The sequence below is a fragment of the Actinomadura sp. NPDC049753 genome (assembly GCF_040674655.1).
Classification (GTDB): Bacteria; Actinomycetota; Actinomycetes; order Streptosporangiales; family Streptosporangiaceae; genus Spirillospora; species Spirillospora verrucosospora.
In genome coordinates this window covers 1-24,938 of the sequence record NZ_JBFARL010000089.1, presented here as the reverse complement: position 1 = coordinate 24,938, position 24,938 = coordinate 1, and the positions used below count along the sequence as shown (strand labels likewise).

Annotated in this window: 21 protein-coding genes; 6 read left to right on the top strand and 15 right to left on the bottom strand. The window is 72.7% G+C overall.

Annotation, left to right across the window (positions count from 1 at the left end; all coding sequences use genetic code 11):
• Positions 1-54 precede the first annotated feature (54 nt).
• The 12 genes from AB0K37_RS22790 to AB0K37_RS22735 all read right to left on the bottom strand — a co-directional run bounded on the left by AB0K37_RS22790 (position 55) and on the right by AB0K37_RS22735 (position 13,551).
• On the bottom strand, positions 55-1,119 hold the full coding sequence (locus AB0K37_RS22790) for an ABC transporter substrate-binding protein (protein WP_363984202.1): 1,065 nt from the start codon (positions 1,117-1,119) through the stop codon (positions 55-57).
• A gap of 92 nt (positions 1,120-1,211) precedes the next feature.
• On the bottom strand, positions 1,212-2,282 hold the full coding sequence (locus AB0K37_RS22785) for an ABC transporter permease (protein ID WP_363984200.1): 1,071 nt from the start codon (positions 2,280-2,282) through the stop codon (positions 1,212-1,214).
• Entirely contained in the window at positions 2,279-3,802 is a 1,524-nt protein-coding gene (locus AB0K37_RS22780) for a sugar ABC transporter ATP-binding protein (protein ID WP_363984198.1), read from the bottom strand. The genes AB0K37_RS22785 and AB0K37_RS22780 overlap by 4 nt, the downstream gene beginning before the upstream one ends.
• A gap of 28 nt (positions 3,803-3,830) precedes the next feature.
• Entirely contained in the window at positions 3,831-5,018 is a 1,188-nt protein-coding gene (locus AB0K37_RS22775) for an ROK family transcriptional regulator (RefSeq protein WP_363984196.1), read from the bottom strand.
• A gap of 381 nt (positions 5,019-5,399) precedes the next feature.
• The gene (locus AB0K37_RS22770) at positions 5,400-6,008 is read right to left on the bottom strand and encodes an ATP/GTP-binding protein (RefSeq protein WP_185033296.1); all 609 of its coding nucleotides are present in this window, start codon (positions 6,006-6,008) and stop codon (positions 5,400-5,402) included.
• A complete protein-coding gene (locus AB0K37_RS22765) occupies positions 5,989-6,384 on the bottom strand; it encodes a DUF742 domain-containing protein (RefSeq protein WP_363984193.1) in 396 nt (131 codons plus the stop codon). Before AB0K37_RS22765 ends, AB0K37_RS22770 begins: the two co-directional genes overlap by 20 nt.
• Before the next feature lies 1 nt (position 6,385).
• Complete coding sequence (locus AB0K37_RS22760; RefSeq protein WP_345186305.1) at positions 6,386-6,832, bottom strand: roadblock/LC7 domain-containing protein; 447 nt, start codon at positions 6,830-6,832, stop codon at positions 6,386-6,388.
• On the bottom strand, positions 6,829-9,450 hold the full coding sequence (locus tag AB0K37_RS22755) for a nitrate- and nitrite sensing domain-containing protein (RefSeq protein WP_363984189.1): 2,622 nt from the start codon (positions 9,448-9,450) through the stop codon (positions 6,829-6,831). Before AB0K37_RS22755 ends, AB0K37_RS22760 begins: the two co-directional genes overlap by 4 nt.
• A gap of 105 nt (positions 9,451-9,555) precedes the next feature.
• Positions 9,556-10,206: an ATP/GTP-binding protein gene (locus AB0K37_RS22750; protein ID WP_363984187.1), complete on the bottom strand. Its 651-nt coding sequence runs from the start codon at positions 10,204-10,206 to the stop codon at positions 9,556-9,558.
• Entirely contained in the window at positions 10,187-10,567 is a 381-nt protein-coding gene (locus AB0K37_RS22745) for a DUF742 domain-containing protein (protein ID WP_363984185.1), read from the bottom strand. The genes AB0K37_RS22750 and AB0K37_RS22745 overlap by 20 nt, the downstream gene beginning before the upstream one ends.
• Before the next feature lie 3 nt (positions 10,568-10,570).
• Positions 10,571-11,023 carry a roadblock/LC7 domain-containing protein gene (locus tag AB0K37_RS22740; RefSeq protein ID WP_089314511.1) on the bottom strand — a complete coding sequence of 151 codons (453 nt, stop codon included), beginning with the start codon at positions 11,021-11,023 and terminating at the stop codon, positions 10,571-10,573.
• On the bottom strand, positions 11,023-13,551 hold the full coding sequence (locus AB0K37_RS22735) for a nitrate- and nitrite sensing domain-containing protein (RefSeq protein WP_363984183.1): 2,529 nt from the start codon (positions 13,549-13,551) through the stop codon (positions 11,023-11,025). The genes AB0K37_RS22740 and AB0K37_RS22735 overlap by 1 nt, the downstream gene beginning before the upstream one ends.
• A gap of 349 nt (positions 13,552-13,900) precedes the next feature.
• Between AB0K37_RS22735 and AB0K37_RS22730 the strand changes: the two genes are divergently transcribed.
• A complete protein-coding gene (locus AB0K37_RS22730; protein ID WP_363984181.1) occupies positions 13,901-14,743 on the top strand; it encodes a CbiX/SirB N-terminal domain-containing protein in 843 nt (280 codons plus the stop codon).
• A 207-nt stretch (positions 14,744-14,950) separates the two neighbouring features.
• Here the strand turns inward: AB0K37_RS22730 and AB0K37_RS22725 are convergent, their stop codons facing one another.
• Both AB0K37_RS22725 and AB0K37_RS22720 read right to left on the bottom strand, forming a co-directional pair.
• Entirely contained in the window at positions 14,951-15,748 is a 798-nt protein-coding gene (locus AB0K37_RS22725; RefSeq protein ID WP_363984179.1) for an enoyl-CoA hydratase-related protein, read from the bottom strand.
• Positions 15,749-15,752: 4 nt separating this feature from the next.
• The gene (locus AB0K37_RS22720) at positions 15,753-16,655 is read right to left on the bottom strand and encodes an SDR family NAD(P)-dependent oxidoreductase (protein WP_353835106.1); all 903 of its coding nucleotides are present in this window, start codon (positions 16,653-16,655) and stop codon (positions 15,753-15,755) included.
• A gap of 246 nt (positions 16,656-16,901) precedes the next feature.
• Between AB0K37_RS22720 and AB0K37_RS22715 the strand changes: the two genes are divergently transcribed.
• The gene (locus tag AB0K37_RS22715; RefSeq protein WP_363984177.1) at positions 16,902-17,966 is read left to right on the top strand and encodes a dihydrodipicolinate reductase; all 1,065 of its coding nucleotides are present in this window, start codon (positions 16,902-16,904) and stop codon (positions 17,964-17,966) included.
• Between the two features lie 12 nt (positions 17,967-17,978).
• On the opposite strand, the gene AB0K37_RS22710 is transcribed toward AB0K37_RS22715, so the two are convergent.
• Positions 17,979-18,674: a DedA family protein gene (locus AB0K37_RS22710; RefSeq protein WP_363984175.1), complete on the bottom strand. Its 696-nt coding sequence runs from the start codon at positions 18,672-18,674 to the stop codon at positions 17,979-17,981.
• 153 nt (positions 18,675-18,827) lie between these two features.
• On the opposite strand from AB0K37_RS22710, the gene AB0K37_RS22705 reads away from it, so the two are divergent.
• The 4 genes from AB0K37_RS22705 to AB0K37_RS22690 all read left to right on the top strand — a co-directional run bounded on the left by AB0K37_RS22705 (position 18,828) and on the right by AB0K37_RS22690 (position 24,902).
• Positions 18,828-19,736: a glutathione S-transferase family protein gene (locus tag AB0K37_RS22705; RefSeq protein ID WP_345183235.1), complete on the top strand. Its 909-nt coding sequence runs from the start codon at positions 18,828-18,830 to the stop codon at positions 19,734-19,736.
• Between the two features lie 62 nt (positions 19,737-19,798).
• Complete coding sequence (locus AB0K37_RS22700) at positions 19,799-20,470, top strand: AIM24 family protein (protein WP_179833163.1); 672 nt, start codon at positions 19,799-19,801, stop codon at positions 20,468-20,470.
• 484 nt (positions 20,471-20,954) lie between these two features.
• Complete coding sequence (locus AB0K37_RS22695) at positions 20,955-24,653, top strand: multifunctional oxoglutarate decarboxylase/oxoglutarate dehydrogenase thiamine pyrophosphate-binding subunit/dihydrolipoyllysine-residue succinyltransferase subunit (RefSeq protein ID WP_363984172.1); 3,699 nt, start codon at positions 20,955-20,957, stop codon at positions 24,651-24,653.
• Positions 24,654-24,725: 72 nt separating this feature from the next.
• Positions 24,726-24,902 (top strand): DUF6104 family protein, encoded by a 177-nt coding sequence (locus AB0K37_RS22690; RefSeq protein ID WP_179833161.1) that lies wholly within the window; start codon positions 24,726-24,728, stop codon positions 24,900-24,902.
• Positions 24,903-24,938 lie beyond the last annotated feature (36 nt).

The window sequence follows — 24,938 nt, the reverse complement described above, 5'->3', positions numbered from 1 at the left end:
CCCCGAGCCGGCGCGCCCGCCCTCCGGGGGCGGGCGCGCCGGCGCCCCCGCCGCTCAGGACTCGAAGCCGAGCGGCATGTAGGTGTCGACGTTGTCCTTGGCGACCGTCTCGGAGGCCAGCGTGATCGACTGGGGCACCTGGAGCTCGACCAGGTCGGCCATGCCCTTGCCCTGCGCGATGAGCCGGCCCAGCTTGATCGCGGACGCGGCCATGGTCGGCGGGTAGGTGACGGTGGCCTCCAGCACGCCGCCGCCGGACTTGATCTCGCGCATGGCGTTGGCCGAGCCCGCGCCGCCCACCATGAAGAACTCCTTGCGGCCGGACTGCTTGATCGCGGCGAGCACGCCGACGCCCTGGTCGTCGTCGTGGTTCCACAAAGCGTCGATCTTCTTGTGCGCCTGCAGCAGGTTGGAGGCGACCTGGTTGCCGGACTCCACGGTGAACTTGGCGTCCTGCTTCGCGGTGACGGTGTAGCCGTAGGACTTCAGCGCGTCCGCGAAGCCCTTGCTGCGGTCCTGCGTCAGCGGCAGCGTCGCGATGCCCTGGATCTCCAGGATCACGGGGTTCGAGGCGCCCTTGCCCTTCAACTTCTTGCCGATGTAGTGGCCGGCGGACACGCCCATGCCGTAGTTGTCGCCGCCGACCCACGTCCGGTACGACAGCTTGTCGGGGAAGACGCGGTCGAGGTTGACGACGGGGATGCCGGCGTCCATCGCCTTGCGGGCGACCTGGTTCAGCTGCTCGCCGTCGTTGGGCAGGATCACCAGCACGTCGACCTTCGCGCGGATCAGCGACTCGACGGCGGAGATCTGCTGGTTGATGTCGTTGGTCGGCTCGACGGGCTTGAACATCACGTCCTTGTACTTCTTGGCCTGCCCCTCGGCGTTCTTGGCGATCGCCGCGATCCAGCCGTGGTCCGCGGCGGGCGCGGAGAACCCGATGGTGACCTGCTTGCCCGGCTTGTCGTTGTCGCCGGCGAGCGACCCGGCCTGCGCCGCCGGGGTCGGGTCGCCCTTCTCGCTGTTGCTCGTGCAGGCCGCGGCGAGGCTGCCCGCCGCGACGACGGCGCCGCCGAACAGGACGCCTCTGCGGGTGGGACGGGGGCTCTGATCACGCATGACGTGCTCCTGATCAAGGGATGGGGCGTCCCCCGCCGCGCGTTCCCCGGGACGCGCGGCGCCGGACGTGGGGTGGGGGTCGGGCGGTGTCCTCAGGTGGGCGAGCGGAGCCCGCGGCGCTGCAGCAGCACGGCGATCACGATGATCGCGCCCTTGGCGATCAGCTGGTCGCTGGTCTGCAGGCCGTTCAGGATGAACAGGTTGGTGATGAGGGTGAACACCAGCACGCCGAGGATCGACCCGGCGACGGTGCCGCGCCCGCCGGTGAGCAGCGTCCCGCCGATGATGACGGCGGCGATCGCGTCCAGCTCGTACAGGTCGCCGTGGGTGCTGGAGCCGGTGGTGGTGCGGGCCATGATGATGAGCGCGGCGACGCCGCAGCAGAACCCGGACAGCGCGTACAGCAGCAGGGTGTGCCGGCGGACGTCGATGCCGGCCAGCCGCGCCGCCTCGGGGTTGCCGCCGACCGCGAACGTCCGGCGGCCGAACGTGGTGCGGTTGAGCAGCAGCCATCCGGCGGCGGCGACCGCGGCGAAGATGTACACGACGAGCGGCAGCCCGAGCACCTTCGTGGTGGACAGCGCCTCGATCGCGTCGTTCTCCGGCCGGACGAGCTGGGTCCTGCGGTCCGACATCCGCTGCGCCAGCCCCCGCGCCGCGACGAGCATCGCGAGGGTGGCGATGAACGGGACCAGCCGCCCGTAGGAGATCAGCAGCCCGGTGACGACTCCCGCGCCGGTGCCGACGAGGACCGCGCACAGCGCCATCACCGCCGGGCCGTAGGACTGCGTCGCCACCGTCGTCGCCCACACCGACGCCAGCGCCATCACCGACCCGACGGACAGGTCGATCCCGCCGCCGATGATGACGAACGTCTGGCCGACGGTGATCACGCCGATGGTGGCGGCGAGCGCGAGGATGCCGACGACGTTGCCAGAGGTCGCGAAGTTGCCGGGCTCGGTCACCAGGCCGACGACCGACAGCAGCACCAGCGCGGCGACGAGCCCGAGGTGGTGGATCTCGCGGCTCCCGGCGCCGCCCCGCGCGAAGGGCAGCCGCGGCCCGCCGCTCCCGCCCGTCGGGCGGGCGGGCGCCCCGCCGCCATCGGCCGCGTTCTTCTCGGTCCGGGGGGCCGACCCTCCGGAGTGAAAGGTGCCGGTCACAGGGCACTCCCCTCCATGATCATGTTGAGCACGGCGCCCTCGTCGAGGTCGCGGGCGTCGCCGGTGTGCACGACGCGCCCCTCCCGGACGACGAGGACGCGGTCGGCGAGCCCGAGCACCTCGGGTACCTCGCTGGACACCAGCAGCACCCCGATCCCGCGCCCGGCCAGTTCGCGGATCACCGCGTACAGCTCGGCGCGGGCGCCGACGTCCACCCCGCGGGTGGGCTCGTCGAGGATCAGCAGCCGCAGCCCGGCCGTGCCGAGCAGCCAGCGGGCCAGCACGACCTTCTGCTGGTTGCCGCCCGACAGCGTCACGACCGGGCGCCGCGGGTCGGGCGGCCGGATGTCGAGCGACTCGATCTGGCGCCGCACGTCGGCGAGCTCGCGGCGGCGGCTGAGCCAGCCGAACGACGCGTACCGCGGCAGCGAGGCGACGCTGACGTTGGCGGCGACGGTCTCGTTCAGCAGCAGCGCCTGGCTCTTGCGCTCCTCGGGCGCCATGCCCATGCCGCGCCGCACCGCCGCGCCCGTGTCGCCGGGACGGACCGGGCGGCCGTCCACGAGCACCCGTCCCCGCGCGGGGCGCCGGGCCCCGTAGACGGTCTCCAGGATCTCCGAGCGCCCGGACCCGACCAGCCCCGCGAGCCCGACGATCTCGCCCGCGCGGACGGTGAGCGACACGTCCTCGAACGCGCCGGGCAGCGTGAGGCCCTCGACCCGCAGCACCTCGGGGCGACCGTCCTCGGGCTCGGGCCGCGGGGGGAACACGTACTCCACGTCGCGCCCGGTCATGAGCGAGACGATCTCGTCGGTGGAGGTGCCTCGTGCGGGCAGCCCGCCCGCGACCGACCGGCCGTCCTTGAGGACGGTCACCCGGTCGCCGATCTCGCGGATCTCCTCCAGCCGGTGCGAGATGTACACCACCGCGACGCCGGCCGCGGTCAGCTCCCGGATGATGCGGAAGAGGTTGGCGACCTCGTCGTGGGCGAGCGCGGCGGACGGCTCGTCCATCACGATGAGGCGGGCGTCGTGCGACAGGGCGCGGGCCATGCTGACGACCTGCTTGCCCGCCGCCGGCAGCCGCCCGACCTCGCGGCGCGGCGGGATCTCCCCGTGCCCGAGGCGCCCGAGCAGCTCCCGCGCCGCCCGCTCGGCCTCGCCGCGGCGGGTGAACCCGAGGCGGGCCCTCTCGTGCCCGAGGAAGATGTTCTCGGCGACCGACAGGCCGTCCACCAGGTCCAGTTCCTGGTAGATCGTGGCGATCCCGGCCCGCATGGCGGCGGTGGGCCCGGCGAGCCGGACCGGCGCCCCGCCGAAGACGATCTCGCCCTGGTCGGGCTGGTGCGCGCCGGCGAGCACCTTGATGAGCGTGGACTTGCCGGCACCGTTCTGGCCGAGCAGGCAGTGCACCTCGCCGGGGCGGACGTCGAGGTCGACGCCGTCCAGGGCGCGGACGCCGGGGAACTGCTTGACGATGCCGCGCATCCGCAGCAGCGGTTCGGGTTCGGACGAGCCCATCGGGCCTCCTCGGGGGCCGGAGAGGGGGTCAGGACGCGGAGAAGACGTGGTCGCTGATGAGCCGGGCGCCGCCGACCACGCCGGCGGCGCCGGCGAGCTCGGACAGCACGATCGGGAGGTTGCCGGTCGCGAGCGGCGCGGACCGCCGGTACACGACGCTGCGGATCTCGGCGAGCAGCGTGTGGCCGAGGCCCGCGACGCCGCCCGCGATGATGACGAGGCCGGGGTTGAAGAAGCTGACGAGCCCGGCGAGGACCTGGCCGACGTGCCGGCCGCCCTCCCGGATGATCTGCACCGCGCACGGGTCGCCGGCGGCGGCCGCCTCGCCGACGTGCTCGGCCGTCAGCCGCCCGTGGGTCTCCAGCAGGGCCGCGAGCGCGGGCGAGCGGCCGGACCGCGCCGCCGCCTCGGCGTCCCGCGCGAGCGCCGCGCCGCCGAAGAACGCCTCCAGGCACCCGGCGTTGCCGCAGGCGCAGGTCGGGCCGTCGTCGTCGACCCGGATGTGGCCGATGTCCCCCGCGCTGCCGGACACGCCCCGGTAGATGGCGCCGTCCACCACGATGCCGCAGCCGATCCCGGTGCCGATCTTCACGAGCAGGAAGTCGTCCACCGACCGGGCGAGCCCGGCGTGCAGCTCGCCGAGCGCCATCAGGTTCACGTCGTTGTCGACGAGGACTGGGCAGCCGAGCTCCTGGCCGATCGCGTCCCGCACCGGGAACCGGTCCCAGCCGGGCATGATCGGCGGGACGACCGGCATGCCGTCGCGGAAGCTGACCGGCCCGGGCACCCCGATGCCCGTCCCGTGCACCTGCGGGATCAGGCCCTCGTCGCGCAGCTTGCCGAGCAGGTCCAGCGCCCGCTCCAGCACCACGGTCGCGCCCTGCCGGACGTCGCACCGCTCGCTGACGTGCCCGAGGACCTCCAGCGCGCCGTCGGTCACCGCCACGTCGATCGAGGTCGCCCCGATGTCGAAGGCGACGAACCGCAGCCGCGGCGACAGCCGGACGATCCCGGACCGCCTCCCGCCCCGCGAGGCCGCCAGCCCGGCGCCCTCCACGAGGCCGAGCTCGACGAGCCGGTCCAGCTCCACCGCCAGCTTGGACCGCGACAGCCGGACGACGTCGCCCAGCTCGGCGCGCGAGCGCGGCCCCTCGTCACGCAGCAGCCGCAGCAGGCGTGCCTGGTGCACGTTCTGCGGACGAGCCGACATGCGCATCACGCCGTCCTCTCGGGATCGGACCCGGCGCGGTGTGACGCCGGTCTCATGCCCGAGACCGTAACCCGCTTTCGCTGCCATGAGAAGACCTTTCCCTCGAATCTTCCAAACTTTCTCCACTCAGAAGACAAAGCCGCGCGCACAGAACGGCCCCGCCCAGCGCACAATCACGCCGAGCGGGGCCGTAACCCGCCTAACCGCCTACCTCAGCCCCACCGCAACCACGCAACGACCTCACCGCCGCGATCGCGTCCGAAGGCAGGTTCGAGCTTGCGAGAACCTGATCGCGAAGCGAGCCGCAAGGCGAGACGGAGCGATGCCAGCGATCGCCCGCGTTTCTCGACGATGGAGGGCCGCCAGGCCCGAAGGAGGAGAAAAACGCTAATAAGACACCGTCTGCCTTCCGGTGCTCATCGTTCGCATGATGTGTTCGACGAGGCTGATGAGGACGCGCTTGGCGTCCTCGCGGTCGCGGACGTCGCAGGAGATCACGGGGATCTCCGGGGCCAGGTCGAGGGCGTCGCGGACCTGGTCGGCCGAGTGCTGGCCGGCGCCGTCGAAGCGGTTGACGCCGATGATGAACGGGACGCCGCGGCGTTCGAAGTAGTCGACCGAGGCGAAGCAGTCGGCGAGGCGGCGGGTGTCGACGAGGACGACCGCCCCGAGCGCGCCCTTGGCCAGTTCGTCCCACATGAACCAGAACCGGTCCTGGCCCGGGGTGCCGAACACGAACAGCACCAGCCCGTTGGGCAGCGTGATGCGCCCGAAGTCCATCGCCACGGTCGTGGTGGTCTTGGACGCGACGGCGGTGGTGTCGTCGATCCCGATGCTCTTCTCGGTCAGCGCCTCCTCGGTGCGCAGCGGGCGGATCTCACTGACCGCGCTGACCAGGGTGGTCTTGCCGACGCCGAAACCGCCGGCGACGAGGATCTTTACCGTCAGCGCCGAGTCGCCCTGCTGGGCGGCCGCGTCAGAGCGCACGGATTCCATCGATCACTTCCTTGAGTACGCGCTCGCTGGGGAACTGCGCCACCGGCGCGGGGCGCCGGACCTGTATCAGCGAGTGGTCGAGCAGGTCGCCGAGCAGGACACGGACGACCCCGAGGGGAAGTTCCAGATCCGACGCTATCTCGGCGACCGACAACGGGGTGCGGCAAAGCTCCAGGATCATGTCATGTTCGGGCTCCGGCGCCCATGGGGCCGCCGGAAGTGCGTGGGCGTCCTCCGCGGGTTCGGGCGGGTCGGCCGCGACGATCAGTGCGACCAGGTCGAACTCGACGCCGTCGTAGTGCGTCCGGCCTCGGGTGAGCGCGTACGGGCGCACGACGGGGCCCGCCGCGTCGTCGTACCACGCCGTGCCGCCCACCTCACGCTCCGCCGGACTCGGCCGCGACGACGCGCGGGTTGGCCGACAGGTGCTGGCCGACCCGGGTGACGAGCATCGCCATCTCGTAGGCGATGATCCCGAGGTCGGCCTCGGCGTCGGCGAGGACGGCCAGGCAGGCGCCCCGGCCGGCGGCGGTGACGAACAGGAACGACGACTCCATCTCCACGATCGTCTGCCGGACGGGCCCGCCGCCGAAGGACTCCCCGGCCCCGCGCGCGAGGCTCTGGAAGCTGGCGGCCACGGCGGACAGGTGGTCGGACTCCTCGGGGGCCAGCCCGCTGGACGCGGCTATCCGCAGCCCGTCGCTGGACAGCACGACGGCGTTCTGCACCGGGGCGACCCGCTGGACGAGGCTGTCCAGGAGCCAGTTGAGCTCACCTCCGGCTCCGCCCGGGACCTCCGCGCCGGAGTGCTGGGGCTGTGTCATGGGGCGTCGTCCTCCTGGTCGCCTACGTTTCCCACGGCCTCCGCGTCGGCCGCGTCCTGCCTGCCGCGCTGCCAGCCGCGCTGCATGCTGGACAGCATCGTTCGCATCGACTCGGGCGAGCGGGCGGCGCCGCCGTCCGGGTCCTCGCCCGCGGGAACGGCCCCGGCCGGGTCGCGGCCGGCCCCGTCCGCGGGAGCGTCCATGGGGACGGGCGCGGCGAGCGGCGTCCCGGCCGGCTCCGGGGCGGGCGGCGCCGGGGGCGCGGCCGGTTCCGGAGCGGTCGGCGGGGCCTGCCCCTGCGCGGCCAGGTGCGCGTCCACCCGTTCCTTGAGCTGGGGCGCCAGGTGCTGCTGCCGCCTGCGCCTCGGCAGCTCTCCCTCCCGCGGGGGCGGGACGGGCTCCGCCGGCTCCTCGGGCCGGGCGGGCGCGGGCGGCGCCTCCGCCTCGGCGGGAGGCGCGGCGGCCGGCACGGGCGCCGCGGGCGCCGGCTCTTCGGCCGGACGCGCCGGCTCGGGCCGGTAGGGCTCGGCCTCGGCGACGAGCCGGACGTACCCGCCGGACTCGCCTCCGGGCGAGGCCGCCGGGAGCGCCGCGGCGGCGCTCGGCAGTTTCTGCATGGGCCCGGTGGCGCGGCGCACGGCCGGTTCCGGCTCGGCGCTCTCCACGATGAGCGAGCTCGGGATCAGCGCGATCGCCGTCGTCCCCCCGTACGGGGACGGGCGGAGGGTGACGGTGATGTCCTGCCGCTGCGCCAGCCGCGCGACGACGAACAGCCCGAGCTGGGCGCTGTCGGACGGGTCGAACTCGGGCGGGTGGGCGAGCCGCTCGTTGGCCCTGCGCAGCGCCTCCTCGGTCATCCCGAGACCGCGGTCCTCGACCTCGATCGCGAACCCGCTGGCGACCGCGTGGCCGCTGACCCGCACCGGCGACTGCGGCGGCGAGAACGTGGTGGCGTTCTCCACCACCTCGGCGAGCAGGTGGATGACGTCGGCGACGGCGGAGCCGAGCAGCGAGACGCGCGGCAGCGGCTGCACCCGCACGCGCGGGTAGTCCTCGACCTCGGCGACGGCGCCGCGCACCACGTCCACCAGCGGGACGGGACGGCGCCAGCCGCGCCCGGCGGTCTTGCCCGCCAGGATGACCAGGCCCTCGGCGTGCCGGCGCATGCGCGTCGCGAGGTGGTCGAGGCGGAACAGGTCCGACAGTTCCGAGGGGTCCTCGGTGCGGCGCTCCATCGTGTCGAGCAGGCTGAGCTGCCGGTGCAGCAGCGCCTGGTTGCGGCGCGCGAGGTTGACGAACACCTCGCTGATGCCGCGCCGGGCCGCGACCTCGCCCTCGGCGGCGACGAGCACGGCCTCGCGGGCGCGGTCGAAGGACTCGGCGATCTGCCGGATCTCGGTGATGCGGTAGTCGATGTCGGGCGCGGCCTCGGGCTCGACGGGGGCGCCGGCGCGGACCTGCTCGGCCAGCAGCGGCAGCCGCATGCGGGTGAAGTCCACGACGCCGGAGGCGAGCGTGCGGCACTCCTCCAGCAGCCGCCGCGACACCCGGACCGCGAGCAGCGCCGACAGCACGATGGCGAGCAGGCCGACGCCGCCGGCGAGGCCGAGGCGGGTGAAGGCGCTGATCGCGATGTTCTCCCCGTGGTCGACGACGTCGTCGAGGACCCGGTTCTCCAGCTCGAACAGCCGGCCGTTGACGGTGTCGGCGAGGGACCGCCAGATGGCGGGCTCGACGACCGGCGTGTGCGGGGCGCGGGCGGCGGGCTGCCCGGTGCGGGCCCCCGCGGCGGGCCGGGTGCCCGCCTCGGGGGTCTTGCGCACGGCGGCGCGGGGCGGTTCGGCGCCGCGGATGACCTGGTCCTCCAGCGTCCGCAGCTGGACGAACGGCGGGGACGCCGCGAGCCGCTCGTAGCGCTCGTAGTCGTGGTGCAGGTTGGGCGCGTTGTCGGCGTACAGCATCCGCTGGGCGCCGACGAGCTGCGCGAACTGGCCCCGCTCGGCGGTCGTGATGTGCCCGGCGGCCAGCGCCCCGGAGAGCAGGGCGTCCTCGCGCGACATGAACTCGCGGGCGCGGCCGAGCGAGGCGAGCGTGCGGGCGTGCGCCGTGATGGACCCGTCCCCCGGCGTGGTCGCGTTGTAGATGGCGAAGCCCGCGTCGATGATGCCGCTGTACTCGCGCAGGACGCGCTCGCGGTCGGAGACGCGCTGATCGATGCCCTGGCGGACGCCGGGCAGCGTGTCGATCCGCTCGACGAAGGCGTCCAGCCGGTCGGCGACCTGGGGCAGGATCGAGCCCCGCAGGCCCCCGTCGCGCGCGCCCGCGCGGACCTTCTCGGCCACGTCGTCGGTGGCCTTCCGCTGCGTCCGCATCACGCCGGCGTCGAGGCGGGCGCCGCCGAGCTCGGCCATCGTCAGCCGCCGCTCCTTCTGCAGCGCGTCGATGAGGTGCTGCGTGGGCAGCACGGTCTTCTCCTGGAACTCGCGGCTCCGCAGCAACTGGTTCGCGTCGCCGTAGGTGAAGCCCGTGAGGAACACCCACAGCGAGGCGAGCGCCAGCAACGGCACGAGGACCAGCAGGCTGATCCTCGCCCGGATGGAGGAGAAACGGGGGCCCATCACGGCTGGCGGACCCTGCTCACGTGTGTCGCGGTCGGCATTGGGGGGCGGGACATGCGGGGGAAACCTCCCGATGCGTGGAGTACGGGGGTGTGCGGGAGCCTACTACGTCGCGGGTTCACGATGATCGGCCTTCCGGCCGCCGGGCGCCTCGTCCTCGTCGTCCGGCCAGCTCAGCACGTGCTCCATCAGCGCGACGAGCACCTCCTTGGACGACTCGCGGAGGCGCGCGTCGCACAGCACCACCGGGACGCCGGGGTCCAGGTCGAGCGCGATGGCGATGTCGCGGGGCCGGTGCGTCCGCTCGCCGTCGAAGCAGTTCACGGCCACCACGAACGGGACGCCGCGGCGCTCGAAGTAGTCGATCGCGGGGAAGCTGGCGGTCAGCCGGCGCGTGTCGGCGAGCACGACCGCGCCGATCGCGCCCGACGCCAGCTCGTCCCACATGAACCAGAACCGCTCCTGGCCGGGCGTGCCGAACAGGTAGAGCAGCAGCTGGTCGGAGAGCGTGATCCGGCCGAAGTCCATGGCGACGGTCGTGGTCTCCTTCGCGGCGACGCCCGCCACGTCGTCGACCCCGGTGCCGCGGTCGCTCAGGAGCTCCTCGGTGTGCAGCGGCCGGATCTCGCTGACCGAGCCGACCATGGTGGTCTTGCCCGCGCCGAACCCGCCCGCGATCAGGATCTTGGTGGTGACCGGCGGCCGGGCCCCGAAGCCCGGCCCGGCCGCCGCCCGGTCATAGCGCGCGGAGTCCATTGAGCACCTCCCTCAGCACCCCGGACGGGGGCCGCCGGCCCTCGGCCGGGCGCGCCTCGTCCACCACCGCGATGAGCCCCTTGTCCCGCAGGTCGCCGAGCAGCACCCGCACGACCCCGAGGGGCAGGCCGAGGTCGGCCGCGAGGTCGACCACCGTCACCGGCCGTGCGCAGCCGCGCAGCACCCGCGCGTGGTCGGGGCTGTAGCGCAGCCGGTCGCCCGGGGGAACGCCGGTGGCCGCGACCACCGCGATCAGCTCGAAGCCCGCGCCCTCGGGACGGGTCCGTCCCCGGGTCATCGCGTAGGGGCGCACGAGCGGACCGGCCTCGCGGTCCAGCCAGCGCTCTCCCGGCGGGGTCATCGGTCAGAAGCCCCGCGGCGCGGACCCCCCGGCGCCTCCGAACCCCTGACCGCCCGCCTCCGCTCCGAACCTCGGGCTCGCCTGCAGGTGCTGGCCGACCCGCTTCACCAGCACCGCCATCTCGTAGGCGACCAGTCCGGCGTCGGCCTCCGCCTCGGCCAGCACCGCCAGGCAGGTGCCGTCGCCCGCCGCCGTCACGAACAGCAGCAGCGCGTCCATCTCGATGATGGTCTGCCGGACGTTGCCGCCCGCGAAGTGCCGCCCGGCGCCGCGCGCGAGGCTCTGCACGCCGGACGCCAGCGCCGACAGGTGCTCGGCGTCCTCGCGGGCGAGCTCGTTGGACGCGGCCACGGCCAGCCCGTCGCGCGACAGGATCACCGCCTGCCGCACCGTCGTGACCCGCTGGGCGAAGTCGTTGAGCAGCCAGTTCAGCTCACCGGTCACGGTGTTGTGCATCATCGGGTCCCCTCATCCCCCATGTCGGACGCGCGTCCGCGCCGCCATCCCTGCTGTATCGATGCCATCAGCGAGCGTGCCTCCTCGGGCGAGCGTGCGACGGCCCCGGTCGCGCCTCCGCCGGCCGGCGGATGCGACGGGGGCCTGTCGCGCAGTTGCGGGGCCAGGTTCCTCTGCCTGACGCGGCGGGGCAACCCGGCGTGGGTCCCCGCGGGCTGCCAGTCCTCACCGGCGGCCTCGGGGGTGTTCTCGGCGCCGCCGCCGGGGCCCTCGGGCGCCGGCGTGTGGGCGTCGTCCGACCAGGGGTTCGGTGCGGGACGCGGCGCGGCGGACACCGCGGGGCCGGTGAGCGCGGGCAGCGCGGGCGGTGCCTCCAGGTGACCGCCGGCGCCCTCCAGGTGCCCTGGAGCGTTCCGCCGCCACTGGTCCCGGTCGTCGGTGGGAAGGGCGGGAAGCTCCTGCGGGGCGCCGGAGTCGCGGATCGGGACGACCCCGTCGGGGACGGGCGCGGCCATGAGCATCGGCTCCCGCTCCGAGGGGCCGTCGACGGCGGTCCCGGTCAGGGCGGCGGGCGCGTCCCCCGGCCCGTCCGCGGGCGGCGCCACCCCGGCGGCCATCTCCTCGGCCGGCACCACCAGTTCGTGCGGGAACAGGACGATCGCGGTGACGCCGCCGTACGGGGACCGCTGCAGGGTCACGGTGATGTCGTGGCGGGCGGCCAGGCGCGCGACGACGAACAGCCCGAGCTGGTCGGTGTCGACCAGGTCGTACTCGGGCGGCTCGGCGAGCCGCCGGTTGGCCTCGGCGAGCTGCTCCGGCCGCACGCCGAGGCCCCGGTCCTCGACCTCCACCGCGAACCCGGTGCCGACCCGCTCGGCCATCACCCGCACCTCGGTGTTGGGCGGGGAGAACGCCGCCGCGTTCTCGATCAGCTCGGCCAGCAGGTGCACGACGTCGGTGACGGCCGCGCCGACCAGGCCGTCCTCGGAGTCGGTCAGCACCGTCGCGCGGGTGTAGTCCTCGATCTCCGAGACGGCGGCGCGCAGCACGTCGGCGAAGCGCACCGGCCGCCGCCAGCCGCGGCCCGGCGTCGCGCCGGACAGGATGATCAGGCTTTCGGCGTGCCGCCGCATGCGGGTGGTGAGGTGGTCGATGCGGAACAGGTCCTCGAGGTCGTCGGCCTCGGCGCGGCTCTCCAGGCCGTCCAGCAGCGTCAGCTGGCGGTGCAGGAGCGACTGGTTGCGGCGGGCGATGTTGAGGAAGATGCGGCTGACGCCCGCGCGCAGCTCGGCCTGGCCGACGGCGGCGTCGACGGCGGTCCGCTGCACCTTGGCGAACGCCTCGGCGAGCCGGGCGACCTCGGCGGTCCGGCCGGCGTCCAGGGGCGGGGCCTCCGCCGCGACGTCGACGCTCTCGTTGCGGCCGAGCCGCTCGACGATGCCGGGCAGCCGCTGCTCGGCCAGCTCCTCGGCCGACCCGCGCAGCCCGACGAGCTCGCGGACGAACCCGCGCGCGAACCGCAGCGACAGCAGCACCGACAGCAGGATCGACAGCAGTCCGAGGCCGCCGACGGCGGCGAGCCTGAGGTAGGCCTCGCGGCCGAGTTCGTCGGCGTGCTCCCCGGCGCGCCTGGAGTTGCCGAGCACCATCGTGTTGACCGACAGGACGAGCGGCTGCGCGGTCTGCTGCCACTCGGCGGGCTGGACGGGGATCGGCCGGCGCGGGTCGGCGTCGGCGATCCGGTCCTCCATCGCCTTGAACGTCTGGTACTGCGGGGACGCGAAGACCTGCGCGGTGCCGGTCCGGTAGACCAGCGGGTCGAGCAGCGAGCGCTGCTTGGTCCACTGCCAGCGCTGCTCGCCGACCATCTCCACGAACATGCGGTGCTCGGCCGCCGTCATCCGGCCCTTGGTGATGAACGCACCGGCGACCAGCGCGTTCTCGCGCTGCAGCAGCTCCATGGCGCGGCCGGCGTGCCGGGTGGACTGCGTCCAGTCGTAGAGCGCGGAGTCGTCGATGGCGACGAGGCTGTCGTAGAGCCGGTGCATGTTGTCGACCATCGTGCCGTACCCGTTGACCGCGGCCAACCGGTCGACGGACCGGGCGTCCACCGCGGCGCGCAGCCCGCCGAGCCCGCCGAGCGCCCGCAGGACCGCGGCGACGCGGGACTCCATCTCGGCGTTGGTGGCGCTGCGCGCGGCGGCCGAGGTGGCCCTGCGGCGGAAGTTCTCGACGGCCGCGTCGACGTGCGTGCGCTGCGACACCAGGGCCGCCGGGATGCCGCCCGCGGCCTGGCGCGGGGTGCTGAGGAACACGGCCGAGGCCAGCCGCTCCTTGCCCAGCTCGACCAGGACGCCCTGGCCGCTCGGCGCGAACTCGCGGTCGAGCGTGTGGTAGCGGCGCTGCGCCAGCGCGTCGCGGCCGGTGCCGATCGCGGCGTATCCCCAGAGCGCCACGAGCGAGAGCAGCGGCACGAGCAGCAGCGCGGTGACCTTCGAGCGGATCGACCGCCTACGGGGGGATTTCATGTGACCTCGAACGTTCCGGCACGGAGGGCCCCTGGATCATAAAGGCCGCCGGCAACGCTCCCGCAACCCCTTTGACGGCATTCGGCCGCATTGCCGTAATTCCATGCCACCTGCGGCGATGTGCGGGGGCAAGACGATCTTGTCGAACCCGACGCAAGTGGATAGCGGCAAATCCGGACAATTTGCTTCATTTCCCCCTGTCGCTCAGCGACAATGCGCCATACTCTGCTTCTTCACCACCGCTCGCGCCGCGACCGGTCCGGGAAGGAGATCAGCGATTCCTACAGGCAACGACGACGGCCGGGCCGGGAGGACGGCTCCCGGGCCTGAGGGCGTTACGATGCCCGCCGTGAGTCCCGAAAGCCAGGCATCCGAGGCATTGCCGTCGCGACGGCGCCGCACACCCCGCGGCGGCCGTCACCGCGGCGACGAGTCCTTCCTGCTGCCCCCCGGATCCCCCACGCTCGTCCTCGCCGTCCCCGGACCCGCCCGGCGGGCCGGCACCGACCTCGCCGCCGAGCTCGCCCGGCTCGTCGAGCTGGAGCACACCGGGCAGCCGGCCCACATCGGGCACCTGGAGGGCGACGAGGCGAGCCTGCACTCCGTGCTCGCCTCGATCCGGCAGCAGGGCGACGAGCTCGCGGCCGTGGTGGTGCCGCTGTCCACCGGGCCCGACCCGGCGCTGGACGCCGCCGTGCGCGCCGCCGTGGCGGCCGCGCCCGTGCGCACCGTCGCCGCCGAGCCGCTCGGCCCGCACCCGCTCATCGCGGAGGCGCTGCACGACCGGCTCGCCGACGCGGGGCTCGCCCGCGCCGACCGGATCAGGCTGATGACGATGGTGACGGCCGCGTCCGGCGTGATCGTCGCCACTCCGGGCGACGCGGCCGCCGTCCGGCAGGCCGAGGTCACCGGCGTGCTCCTGGCCTCCCGGCTCGCGGCCCCCGTCTTCACCGCCTCGCTGAACGACGAGGCGTCGGTGAAGGCCGCCTACGAGCAGCTCCGCGCGGCCGGAGCGGCGTCCATCGCCGTCGCCCCGCACCTGATCGGGCCCGAGCCCGAGGCCGCGCTGATCGGGGCGGCCGCCGCCACCGTGGGCTCCGCCCACTCCGCGCCCCTGGGCGCCCACCCGGCCCTGGCGCGCCTGGCCGCCCTCCGTTACGTCGAGGCGCTCTCCACCGCACTCGCCGACTAGGCGGTGTTCTCGAAGTCCCGGCCCACTTCGCTCGCCTGGCGGCTCGCTACATGACCTGGCCTTGGCGAACGCGGCATCGCGTTCGCGCACGTGGCCGGGGCCATTCGAGACCGGCCCTGGCCCAAGGGGGGCTCACCCCCCTTGGGCCGGTCACGGCGCCGGCGATCCGCCGGGAAGCGACTGTTCGCCCCTCCAGCGGTTCCAGGGCTAGCGGTTCTTGAACTCCGGACGGCGCTTCTCCAGCGCGGCCGCCATTCCCTCGGCGAGGTCCTCGCTGAAGAAGGCCAGGGTCTGCACGGCCGTCTCCGCCATGAGCTGCCGCCGCAGACCGGGAACGTCCAGGGACGCGTTGAGCAGTTCCTTCGTCCGGCTCAGGCCGTAGGGCGACCTGCCGAGCAGCTCGCCGGCGAGGGCCTGGGCGGCGGCCAGGTCCCCGCCCTCGGGGGCGATCTCGGTGACGAGGCCGAGGGCGTCGGCGCGCGCCGCGTCCAGGCGCTGCGCCCGGTAGCAGATCTCCGCGGCCTTCGCCGGCCCGACCAGGCGCGGCAGCAGCCAGGACAGCCCGCAGTCCCCGGCCGAGAGCCCGAGGTCGACGAACGGCACGACGAAACGGGTCGTCGGGTCGGCGACCCGCAGGTCGCAGGCCAGCGCCCAGGACACGCCCATGCCCGCGACGGGGCCGTGCAGCGCCGCGATCACCGGCTGCGGGATCTCCCGCAGCCGCGCGGTGACCTCGCCGCCCCGGGCGATGCCCCGGTAGAGCCGCTGGACGCGGCCCTCGCCGGACGCGCCGCCCGGGTCGCCGCCCTGCAGGTCCATGCCCGAGCAGAAGCCGCGGCCCGCGCCGGTCAGCACGACCACCCGGGTGGACGGGTCGCGCATCAGCCCGTTGAGGACGTCCAGCATCTCCTCGGTCAGCGCGCCGTCGACCGCGTTCAGGCGCTCCGGGCGGGACAGGGTGATCGTGAGCACCCCGTCCCGCCGGTCGAGCTCGATCCCGGCCAACGGCTCAGGACGTGAGCTGCTGGATCAGCGGGCCCATCTGCTCGCCCACGTTGCCGAACACGGTCAGCGGCTCCGCCGCGCCGATGGCCGCCCAGTTGTCCCGGACGTCCTCGACCGACAGCGTCTCCTTCTGCCCGTACCCGGGGCCCTCCGCCACGAAGATCTTCGCGATCCGGCCGCCGCCGACCGTGTAGACCTGGCCGGAGTCCTCGATGGACTCGTGCACGAGGTAGGCCACGAGCGGGGTGACCTGCTCGACGCCCAGCTTGTCGGCGAAGTCGGCGGGCAGCAGGTCCTCGGTCATCCGGGTCCAGGCGACCGGGGCGATCGCGTTGGCCTTGATGTTGTACTTGGCGCCCTCCTGGGCGAGGGTCTTGGTGAACCCGACCAGCCCCATCTTGGCCGTGGAGTAGTTGGCCTGGCCGAAGTTGCCGAACAGGCCCGCGGGCGAGGAGGTGTTCACGATCCGGCCGTAGCCCTGCTCGCGCAGGTGCGGCCAGGCGGCGCTGGAGACCAGGAACGAGCCGCGCAGGTGGACGGCGATGACCGAGTCGAACTCCTCGACCGACATGTTCTTGAACGACCTGTCGCGCAGGATGCCCGCGTTGTTGACGACGATGTCGACCTTGCCGAACGCGTCCAGCGCGGTCTTCACGATCGCCTGCGCGCCCTCGGGGGTGGCGACGTTGTCGGGGTTCGCGACGGCCTCGCCCCCGTTCTTCTTGATCTCGTCCACGACCTCCTGGGCGGGACCGGCGGAGGCGCCGGTACCGGTCCGGTCACCGCCGAGGTCGTTGACGACGACCTTGGCGCCGCGCGCGGCGAGCTCCAGCGCGTGCTGCCGGCCGAGGCCGTGGCCAGCCCCGGTCACGACCGCCACGCGGCCGTCGTAGCGCAGTTCCGACATCTCGTGTCTCCTCACATCGCACCGACTACGCCCCCCAGGTAATCATCAAGGGGTTACCCAGTGGTACCACTAAACCGAATCCCGCTCGGCCGCGACCCCCGGGTTCCTTCCCGGCTGGACGCCCGGACAGTCCTGCGTACGATGGGACGTGGGAGGAAGTTGCGCCAATTGCCGCAATTCCCTCCGCGCCCACCGCGTAGTCTCCTCACCCGTCGGCATCACGAGGAGCAACGGAGGTCCCGTGCGATGAGCCCCGCCACCGCGTCCGCGACCGGCCGCCGCTACCGGGTGGTGCAGTGGGCGACGGGCGCGCTCGGGCGCAGCGCGATCCGGGGCGTCCTGGACCGCGACGACATGGAGCTCGCCGGCGCGTGGGTGCACACCCCCGCCAAGGTGGGCGCCGACGCCGGGACGCTCGCCGGGCGCGACCCGGTCGGCGTCACCGCGACCGGCGACCTCGGCGAGATCCTCGGCCTGGACGCCGACTGCGTCCTCTACGCCCCGACTCCCAAACCCGACCGGTTCGCCGAGCTGGACACCATCTGCGCGCTGCTGGCGTCCGGCAAGAACCTGGTCTCCCTCACCGGGCTGGTCTACCCGCGGGCGCACGGCCCGCTCTTCGTGAACGAACTGGAGCAGGCCTGCAAGCGGGGCGGCGTGTCCGTGCACGGCAGCGGCGTCAGCCACGGATTCATGGCCGACGTGATGCCGCTGGTGCTGTCGCGGCTGTCGCGCCGGATCACCCACGTCTACGCCCGCGAATGCTCCGACTTCGCCCGGCACCCGTCCTGGCGGATGGTCCACGACCTGCTCGGGTTCGGCAAGGACGAGGAGGAGTACCTGCGCGCGCTGCGACCCCACCGGGCCGCGATGCGGACGCTGTTCTCCGAGAGCCTGCACCTGGTCGCCGCCGGGCTCGGCGTCGAACTCGACGAGATCGACGTGGACGTCGACCACCGGCTGGCCGGCACCGACCTCTCCACCGCCGCCGGGCCGATCCCGCGCGGCACGGTCGCCGCCGACCGCTGGACGTTCAACGGCTTCGCCGCCGGCCGGCCGGTGATCACCGTGGAGATCGTGCACAAGGCCGACGCCGCGCGGATGCCCGACGTGTGGGGGCGGCCCGGGTACTCGCTGCGCGTGGACGGACGGCCGCCGCTCACGCTGACGGCCGGCGAGGAGTGGGTCCGCGACGCGATCTCCGCCGCGTCCGCGCACGCGCTGAACTCCGTCCCGGCCGTGTGCGGGGCCGACCCCGGCATCCGCACCTACCTGGACCTGCCGATGATCAGCGGGCGGATGCACCTCTGAGCGCACCCGCCGTCAGGACGGCAGCGTCGGCGCCGACTCGTCCGCCTCCTCGGCCTCGTCCTCGGCGACGTCCTCCGCGGCCTGGGCCTCCGCCTCCTCGCGGGCCTCGCGGCGGTGCTTGCGGACGCTCCACACCACCAGCCCGACGACGGCCGCCGCCGCCAGCCCGATGGCCAGGCCCCGGCCCGCGAGCTTGGCCGCGTGCTCGAACGCCGTGCCCGCGAAGAAGCCGCCGAGCGTGAACGTCACCACCCACGTGACGCCGCCGATGACGTTGAAGAGCAGGAACTTCGGATACGGCAGCCTCGAACTGCCCGCGAGCGCCGGCATGAGCGCCCGCAGCAGCGCCGTGAACCGCCCGATGAACACCGCGAACGCGCCGCGGCGGCGGATCATGTCCTGCGCGGCCGCGACCTTCGCCCGGTGTCTTCGCATCATCTGGACGTCCAGCAGCCGCGGCCCGTACTTGCGGCCGATCTCGTAGCCGACGGAGTCGCCGGCCACGGCGGCGACCACCGCGATGACCAGCAGCAGCGGCAGCGACAGCACGTGCTGGCTGGCCAGGACGCCGCCGACCACGATCGCGGTCTCGCCCGGGAACACGAAGCCGACGAACAGCGCGGCCTCCGCGAACACCAGCGCCGCGATGATCAGATAGATCATCGCCGGTGGAAGGCCGTCCACCAGGGCGTTGAACTGTTCGAGCATGGACCCCCGCCATCTCGTCGATCCGCCGGCCGGCCGTCGCGGCCGTTTCACACTGGATACCGACGGTTATGGTAGCCGCGAGGTTCCCGTATCCGGATCGCCCTCAGGTGCCGGACCCGGGGCCGTCCTCACCTACTTCGGAGGGAGACGGGCATGAGCGTGCAGGAGGTCGAGGGGGGCCGCTTCGTCCGCCAGGCGAACCGGTTCACCGAGCGGATCACGGCGGACGGGTCGAGCGGCCTGCCCGCCGAGCCCGGGCGGTACCGGCTCTTCGTCTCCTACGCGTGCCCCTGGGCGCACCGCACCCTGATCGTGCGGCGGCTCCTCGGCCTGGAGGACGCGATCGGCGTCGGCGTCGTCGACCCCATCCGGGACGAGCGGGGCTGGCGGTTCCCCGACCGCGACCCGGTGACCGGCGCCGTCTTCCTCTCCGAGCTGTACCTGTCCACCGACCCGGCGTTCCAGGGCCGCTACACCGTGCCCTGCGTCTGGGACACCGAGACCGAGCGCCTGGTCACCAACGACTTCCCGAACATCACCACGATGTTCGAGACGGAGTTCACCGCCCACCACCGTCCCGGCGCGCCCGACCTGTACCCCGAGGCGCTGCGGCCCGAGATCGACGAGCTGAACGAGCTCGTCTACCAGACCGTCAACAACGGCGTGTACAAGGCGGGCTTCGCCACCTCGCAGGGCGCCTACGAGGAGGCCTTCGACGCCCTCTTCGACACCCTCGGCCGCCTGGAGGAGCGCCTGTCCACGCGCCGCTACCTGTTCGGCGACGAGATCACCGAGGCCGACGTCCGGCTCTACCCGACGCTCGCCCGCTTCGACGCCGTCTACCACGGCCACTTCAAGTGCAACCTGCGGCGCCTCGCCGACTACGAGAACCTGTGGGGCTACGCCCGCGACCTGTACTCGAACCCCGCGTTCGGCGAGACCACGAACTTCGACCACATCAAGCGGCACTACTACGTGACCCAGCGGAACATCAACCCCTCCGGCGTCGTCGCCAAGGGCCCGCTCGTGGACTGGACCGCCCCGCATGACCGGGGACGTTGACCGCTTCTCCCTCGTTATGCTGGCGCACCTCCAGTAATCCCCACGAGAGGCACGACCCCACCATGCGCAGCCAGTTCTTCGGCAACCTCGAACAGGGACAGCAGCTCCCCGGCCACTTCGCCCTCCAGAACTCCAAGATGCTCCGGGTCCACCTGAACGGCGACGTCCTCGCCCGGCAGGGCTCCATGGTCGCCTTCCAGGGGCAGATGGAGTTCGACTACGAGGGCGCGGGCGGCATCGGCAAGTTCATGAAGAAGGCCCTCACCGGCGAGGGCGTCCCCCTCATGCGCGTCAAGGGCCAGGGCCTGCTGTTCGTCGCCAACGACGCCGACGACATCCACCTGTTCTACCTGGAGAACGAGGGCATCACCGTCAACGGCAAGAACATCCTCGCCTACGACTCGCACCTCCAGTCCGACATCCAGCGCGTCCAGGGCGCGGGCATCGCCGCGGGCGGCCTGTTCAACACCACCCTCCAGGGCACCGGCTGGGTGGCGCTCACCACGCACGGCACCCCCGTGATGCTCGACTGCGGCCGCGCCCCCACGTTCGCCGACGGCCAGTCCGCCGTCGCGTGGAGCACGAGCCTCCAGGTCGGCGTCAACCGCACCTTCAAGGCCAGCGCCCTCATCGGCCGCGGCAGCGGCGAAGCGATGCAGCTCGCCTACCAGGGCCAGGGCTTCGTCCTGATCCAGGCCTCCGAAGGCCCGACCGTCGCCCCGCACACTCACTAGCATTTTTCTCCTCCTTCGGGCCTGGCGGCCCTCCATCGTCGAAAAACGCGGGCGATCGCTGGCATCGCTTCGTCTCGCCTTGCGGCTCGCTGCGCGATCAGGTTCTCGCTTCGCTTGAACCTGCCTTCGGACGCGATCGCGGTTGTTCGGGTTGTTGCCGGTTGCTGTGGCGGCTGAGGTCGTTGCAGTAGTGGGCCCGGGCGCGGACATCGCCTGCCTCGCGGACGGTTCTCGCTTCGCTCGAACCGGCTTCGGACGCGATCGCGACCGTTGAGGTCGTCGCGTGGTTTCGGCTACGGCAAAGAGGGGCGAGCACGTTGGTGGATCTTGCCGAAGGCACGGCCCTGCCTTCGGCCGGTTCAGCCAATGGACAGGGCGGTGTGGGCGGGGTTGCGACACGCTGGCGTGGTGCGGGGGCAAGTGCGAGTAGCCTTGATGCGTCTCAGAACTTACCTGCGAGCTGCGGAAGAGGGCGATCTCCGCCGTGTCGACAGAGTCGTCGCATACTAGTGCCGACCCGATGCTGACCGATTTCGGCGCCAACGAGTGGCTGGTCGACGAGCTGTACCAGAAGTACCTCGACGACCCCAACTCCGTTGACGAAGCCTGGTGGAACTTCTTCGCGGACTACCAGCCGGGCAGCCGGCCCGTGTCCGCCATCCCCCAGGCCGACGGCGCGGCCCCGAAGGCCGCCAACGGGACGGCGGCCGCTCCGCCGACACCGCAGCCACCGGCCGCGGCGCCGAAGGCTCCGGCCAAGCCGGCCGCCACGGCCCCGAAGGCGGAGAAGCCGGCGCCCCCGCCGGTGCCGGCGGGCGCCGAGGAGGTCCGGCTGCGCGGAGTCGCCGCCCGGACGGCCACCAACATGGAGGCCAGCCTCGGCGTGCCGACGGCGACCAGCGTGCGCGCCGTCCCGGCCAAGCTGCTGATCGACAACCGCATCGTCATCAACAACCACCTCAAGCGCGGGCGCGGCGGCAAGGTCTCCTTCACGCACCTGATCGGGTACGCGATCGTCAGGGCCCTGACCGCGATGCCCGAGATGAACGCCGCGTTCACCGAGGTGGACGGCAAGCCGGTGCTGATCAGGCCGGAGCACGTGAACTTCGGACTGGCCATCGACCTGCAGAAGGACGACGGCTCGCGCCAGCTCGTGGTGCCGAGCATCAAGGCCGCCGAGACGCTGGACTTCCGCCAGTTCTGGGCCGGCTACGAGGAGATAGTCCGCAAGGCCCGCGGCGGCAAGCTCACCCTGGAGGACTTCCAGGGCACCACGATCAGCCTGACCAACCCGGGCACGATCGGCACCGTCCACTCGGTGCCGCGGCTGATGCCCGGCCAGGGCACGATCATCGGTGTCGGCGCCATGGAGTACCCGGCCGAGTTCGCGGGCGCGTCGAGCGACACCCTGTCGCGCATGGGGATCAGCAAGGTGATGACGCTGACCTCCACCTACGACCACCGGATCATCCAGGGCGCGCAGTCCGGCGACTTCCTGCGCCGCATCCACCAGCTGCTGCTCGGCGAGGACGGCTTCTACGACGAGATCTTCGAGGCGCTGCGCATCCCGTACGAGCCGGTGCGCTGGGTCAAGGACATCTCCGCCACCCACGAGGACGACGTCGCCAAGGTCGCCCGCGTCCACGAGCTGATCCACGCCTACCGGGTCCGGGGCCACCTGATGGCCGACACCGACCCGCTGGAGTACAAGCAGCGCCGCCACCCCGACCTCGACATCCTCAAGCACGGCCTCACCCTGTGGGACCTGGAGCGCGAGTTCGCGACCGGCGGGTTCGGCGGCAAGCCGACGATGAAGCTGCGCGACATCCTCGGCGTGCTGCGGATGGCGTACTGCCGGACGGTCGGTATCGAGTACATGCACATCCAGGACCCGGAGGAGCGCGCCTGGATCCAGGAGCGCGTCGAGGTCCCGCACGACAAGCCGTCGCGCGAGGAGCAGCTGCACGTGCTGCGGCGCCTGAACAGCGCCGAGGCCTTCGAGACGTTCCTGCAGACGAAGTTCGTCGGGCAGAAGCGGTTCTCCCTGGAGGGCGGCGAGTCGGTCATCCCGCTGCTCGACTCGGTGATCTCGGCGGCGGCCAAGGCCAGCCTGGACGAGGTCGTCATCGGCATGGCGCACCGCGGCCGGCTGAACGTCCTCGCCAACATCGTCGGCAAGTCCTACGGGCAGATCTTCGGCGAGTTCGAGGGCAACCTCGACCCGCGCAGCGCCCAGGGCTCCGGCGACGTGAAGTACCACCTCGGGGCGTCCGGCGACTTCGTCGGCAGCGACGGCTCCAAGATCCACACCGAGCTGGTCGCGAACCCCTCCCACCTGGAGACGGTCGACCCGGTGCTGGAGGGCGTCGTCCGCGCCAAGCAGGACCTGCTGGACGTCGGCGAGGCCGGCTTCACCGTGCTGCCGATCCTGATCCACGGCGACGCCGCGTTCGCCGGGCAGGGCGTGGTGGCCGAGACGCTGAACCTGTCGCAGCTGCGCGGCTACCGCACCGGCGGCACCGTGCACGTGATCATCAACAACCAGGTGGGCTTCACCACGGCGCCGGAGTACTCGCGCTCCAGCGTCTACGCCACCGACGTCGCGCGGATGATCCAGGCGCCGATCTTCCACGTGAACGGCGACGACCCCGAGGCGTGCGCCCGGGTGGCGCGGCTGGCGTTCGAGTACCGGCAGACGTTCAAGAAGGACGTCGTCATCGACATGATCTGCTACCGGCGGCGCGGCCACAACGAGGGTGAGAACCCCTCGTTCACGCAGCCGCTGATGTACGACCTGATCGATGCCAAGCGGTCCGTGCGCAAGCTCTACACCGAGGCCCTGATCGGCCGCGGCGACATCACGGTGGAGGAGGCCGAGCAGGCGCTCCGCGACTACCAGGAGCAGCTGGAGCGGGCCTTCACCGAGACCCGCGAGGCCGTGAAGAAGCCCCTCGAACCGGGCTCGGTCGTGAAGCCCGACGTCGAGGAGCGCATCCCGATCGACCACGGCAGCGCCGGCTCGGCGATCCCGCTGGAGACCGTGAAGCGGATCATCGACACCCAGGTCAGCCTGCCGGAGGGCTTCACGCCGCACCCGCGGCTCCAGCCGATCCTGCAGCGCCGCGCCCAGATGATCGAGGACGACGCGATCGACTGGGCGACCGGCGAGCTGCTGGCGATGGGCTCGCTGCTGATCGACGGCCACCCGGTGCGGCTCGTCGGCCAGGACACCCGGCGCGGCACGTTCGGCCAGCGGCACGCGGTGCTCGTCGACCGCAGGACGGGCGAGGAGTACACGCCGCTCAAGCAGTTCGGGCAGGGCGTGTCGAAGTTCTACGTGCACGACTCGCTGCTCAGCGAGTACGCGGCGATGGGCTTCGAGTACGGCTACTCGATGACCCGGCCCGACGCGCTCGTGTGCTGGGAGGCCCAGTTCGGCGACTTCGCCAACGGCGCCCAGTCGGTGGTGGACGAGTACATCTCCTCCGGCGAGCAGAAGTGGGGCCAGCACTCGGGCGTCGTGCTGCTGCTGCCGCACGGCTACGAGGGCCAGGGGCCCGACCACTCGTCCGCGCGGATCGAGCGGTACCTGCAGCTGTGCGCGCAGGACAACATGACGGTCGCCTACCCGACCACTTCGGCGAACTACTTCCACCTGCTGCGCTGGCAGGTGCTGTCGAACCGGCACAAGCCGCTGGTCGTGTTCACGCCGAAGTCGCTGCTGCGGCTCAAGGCGGCCACGTCCCCGGTCGAGGAGATCACCGGTGGCGCGTTCCAGCCGGTCATCCCGGAGAGCGACCCGGCGATCGACCCGGCGGGCGTGCGGCGGGTGCTGCTCACCACCGGCAAGATCTACTACGACGTGGTGAAGGCGCGGCAGGCGACGGGCGCGAACGACACCGCGGTCGTGCGGGTCGAGCGGCTCTACCCGCCGCCGGTCGACGAGATCAAGGCGGAGCTGGCCAAGTACCCGGCCGACGTCGAGGTCGTCTGGGTGCAGGACGAGCCCGCCAACATGGGCGCCTGGCCGTTCATGGCGCTGAAGCTGCCGCGCCACATCGACGGGCTGAAGATGTCGCGGGTGTCGCGCCCGGCGTCCTCGTCCCCGGCGGTGGGGTCGGCGAAGCTGCACCAGGCGGAGCAGGAGGCGCTGCTCGCGCGCCTGTTCGGCGAGCAGAAGTAGAGCGGTACTGATCGATCCGAGGGCTCCGGTGCACCGCGCCGGGGCCCTCGGCGTCCATGGGGAGGGGACGCGATGTACTTCACCGATCGCGGGATCGAGGAACTGGCGGACCGGCGCGGCGCCGAGGAGGTCAGCCTGGAGTGGCTCGCGGGCCGGCTCCGCGAGTTCGTCGACCTCAACCCCGAGTTCGAGACCCCCGTCGACCGCCTCGCCACCTGGCTCGCCCGCCTGGACGAGGAAGAGGACTGACCGGCGACCGGAGCGGAGCGCCAGCGGAGCGGAGGG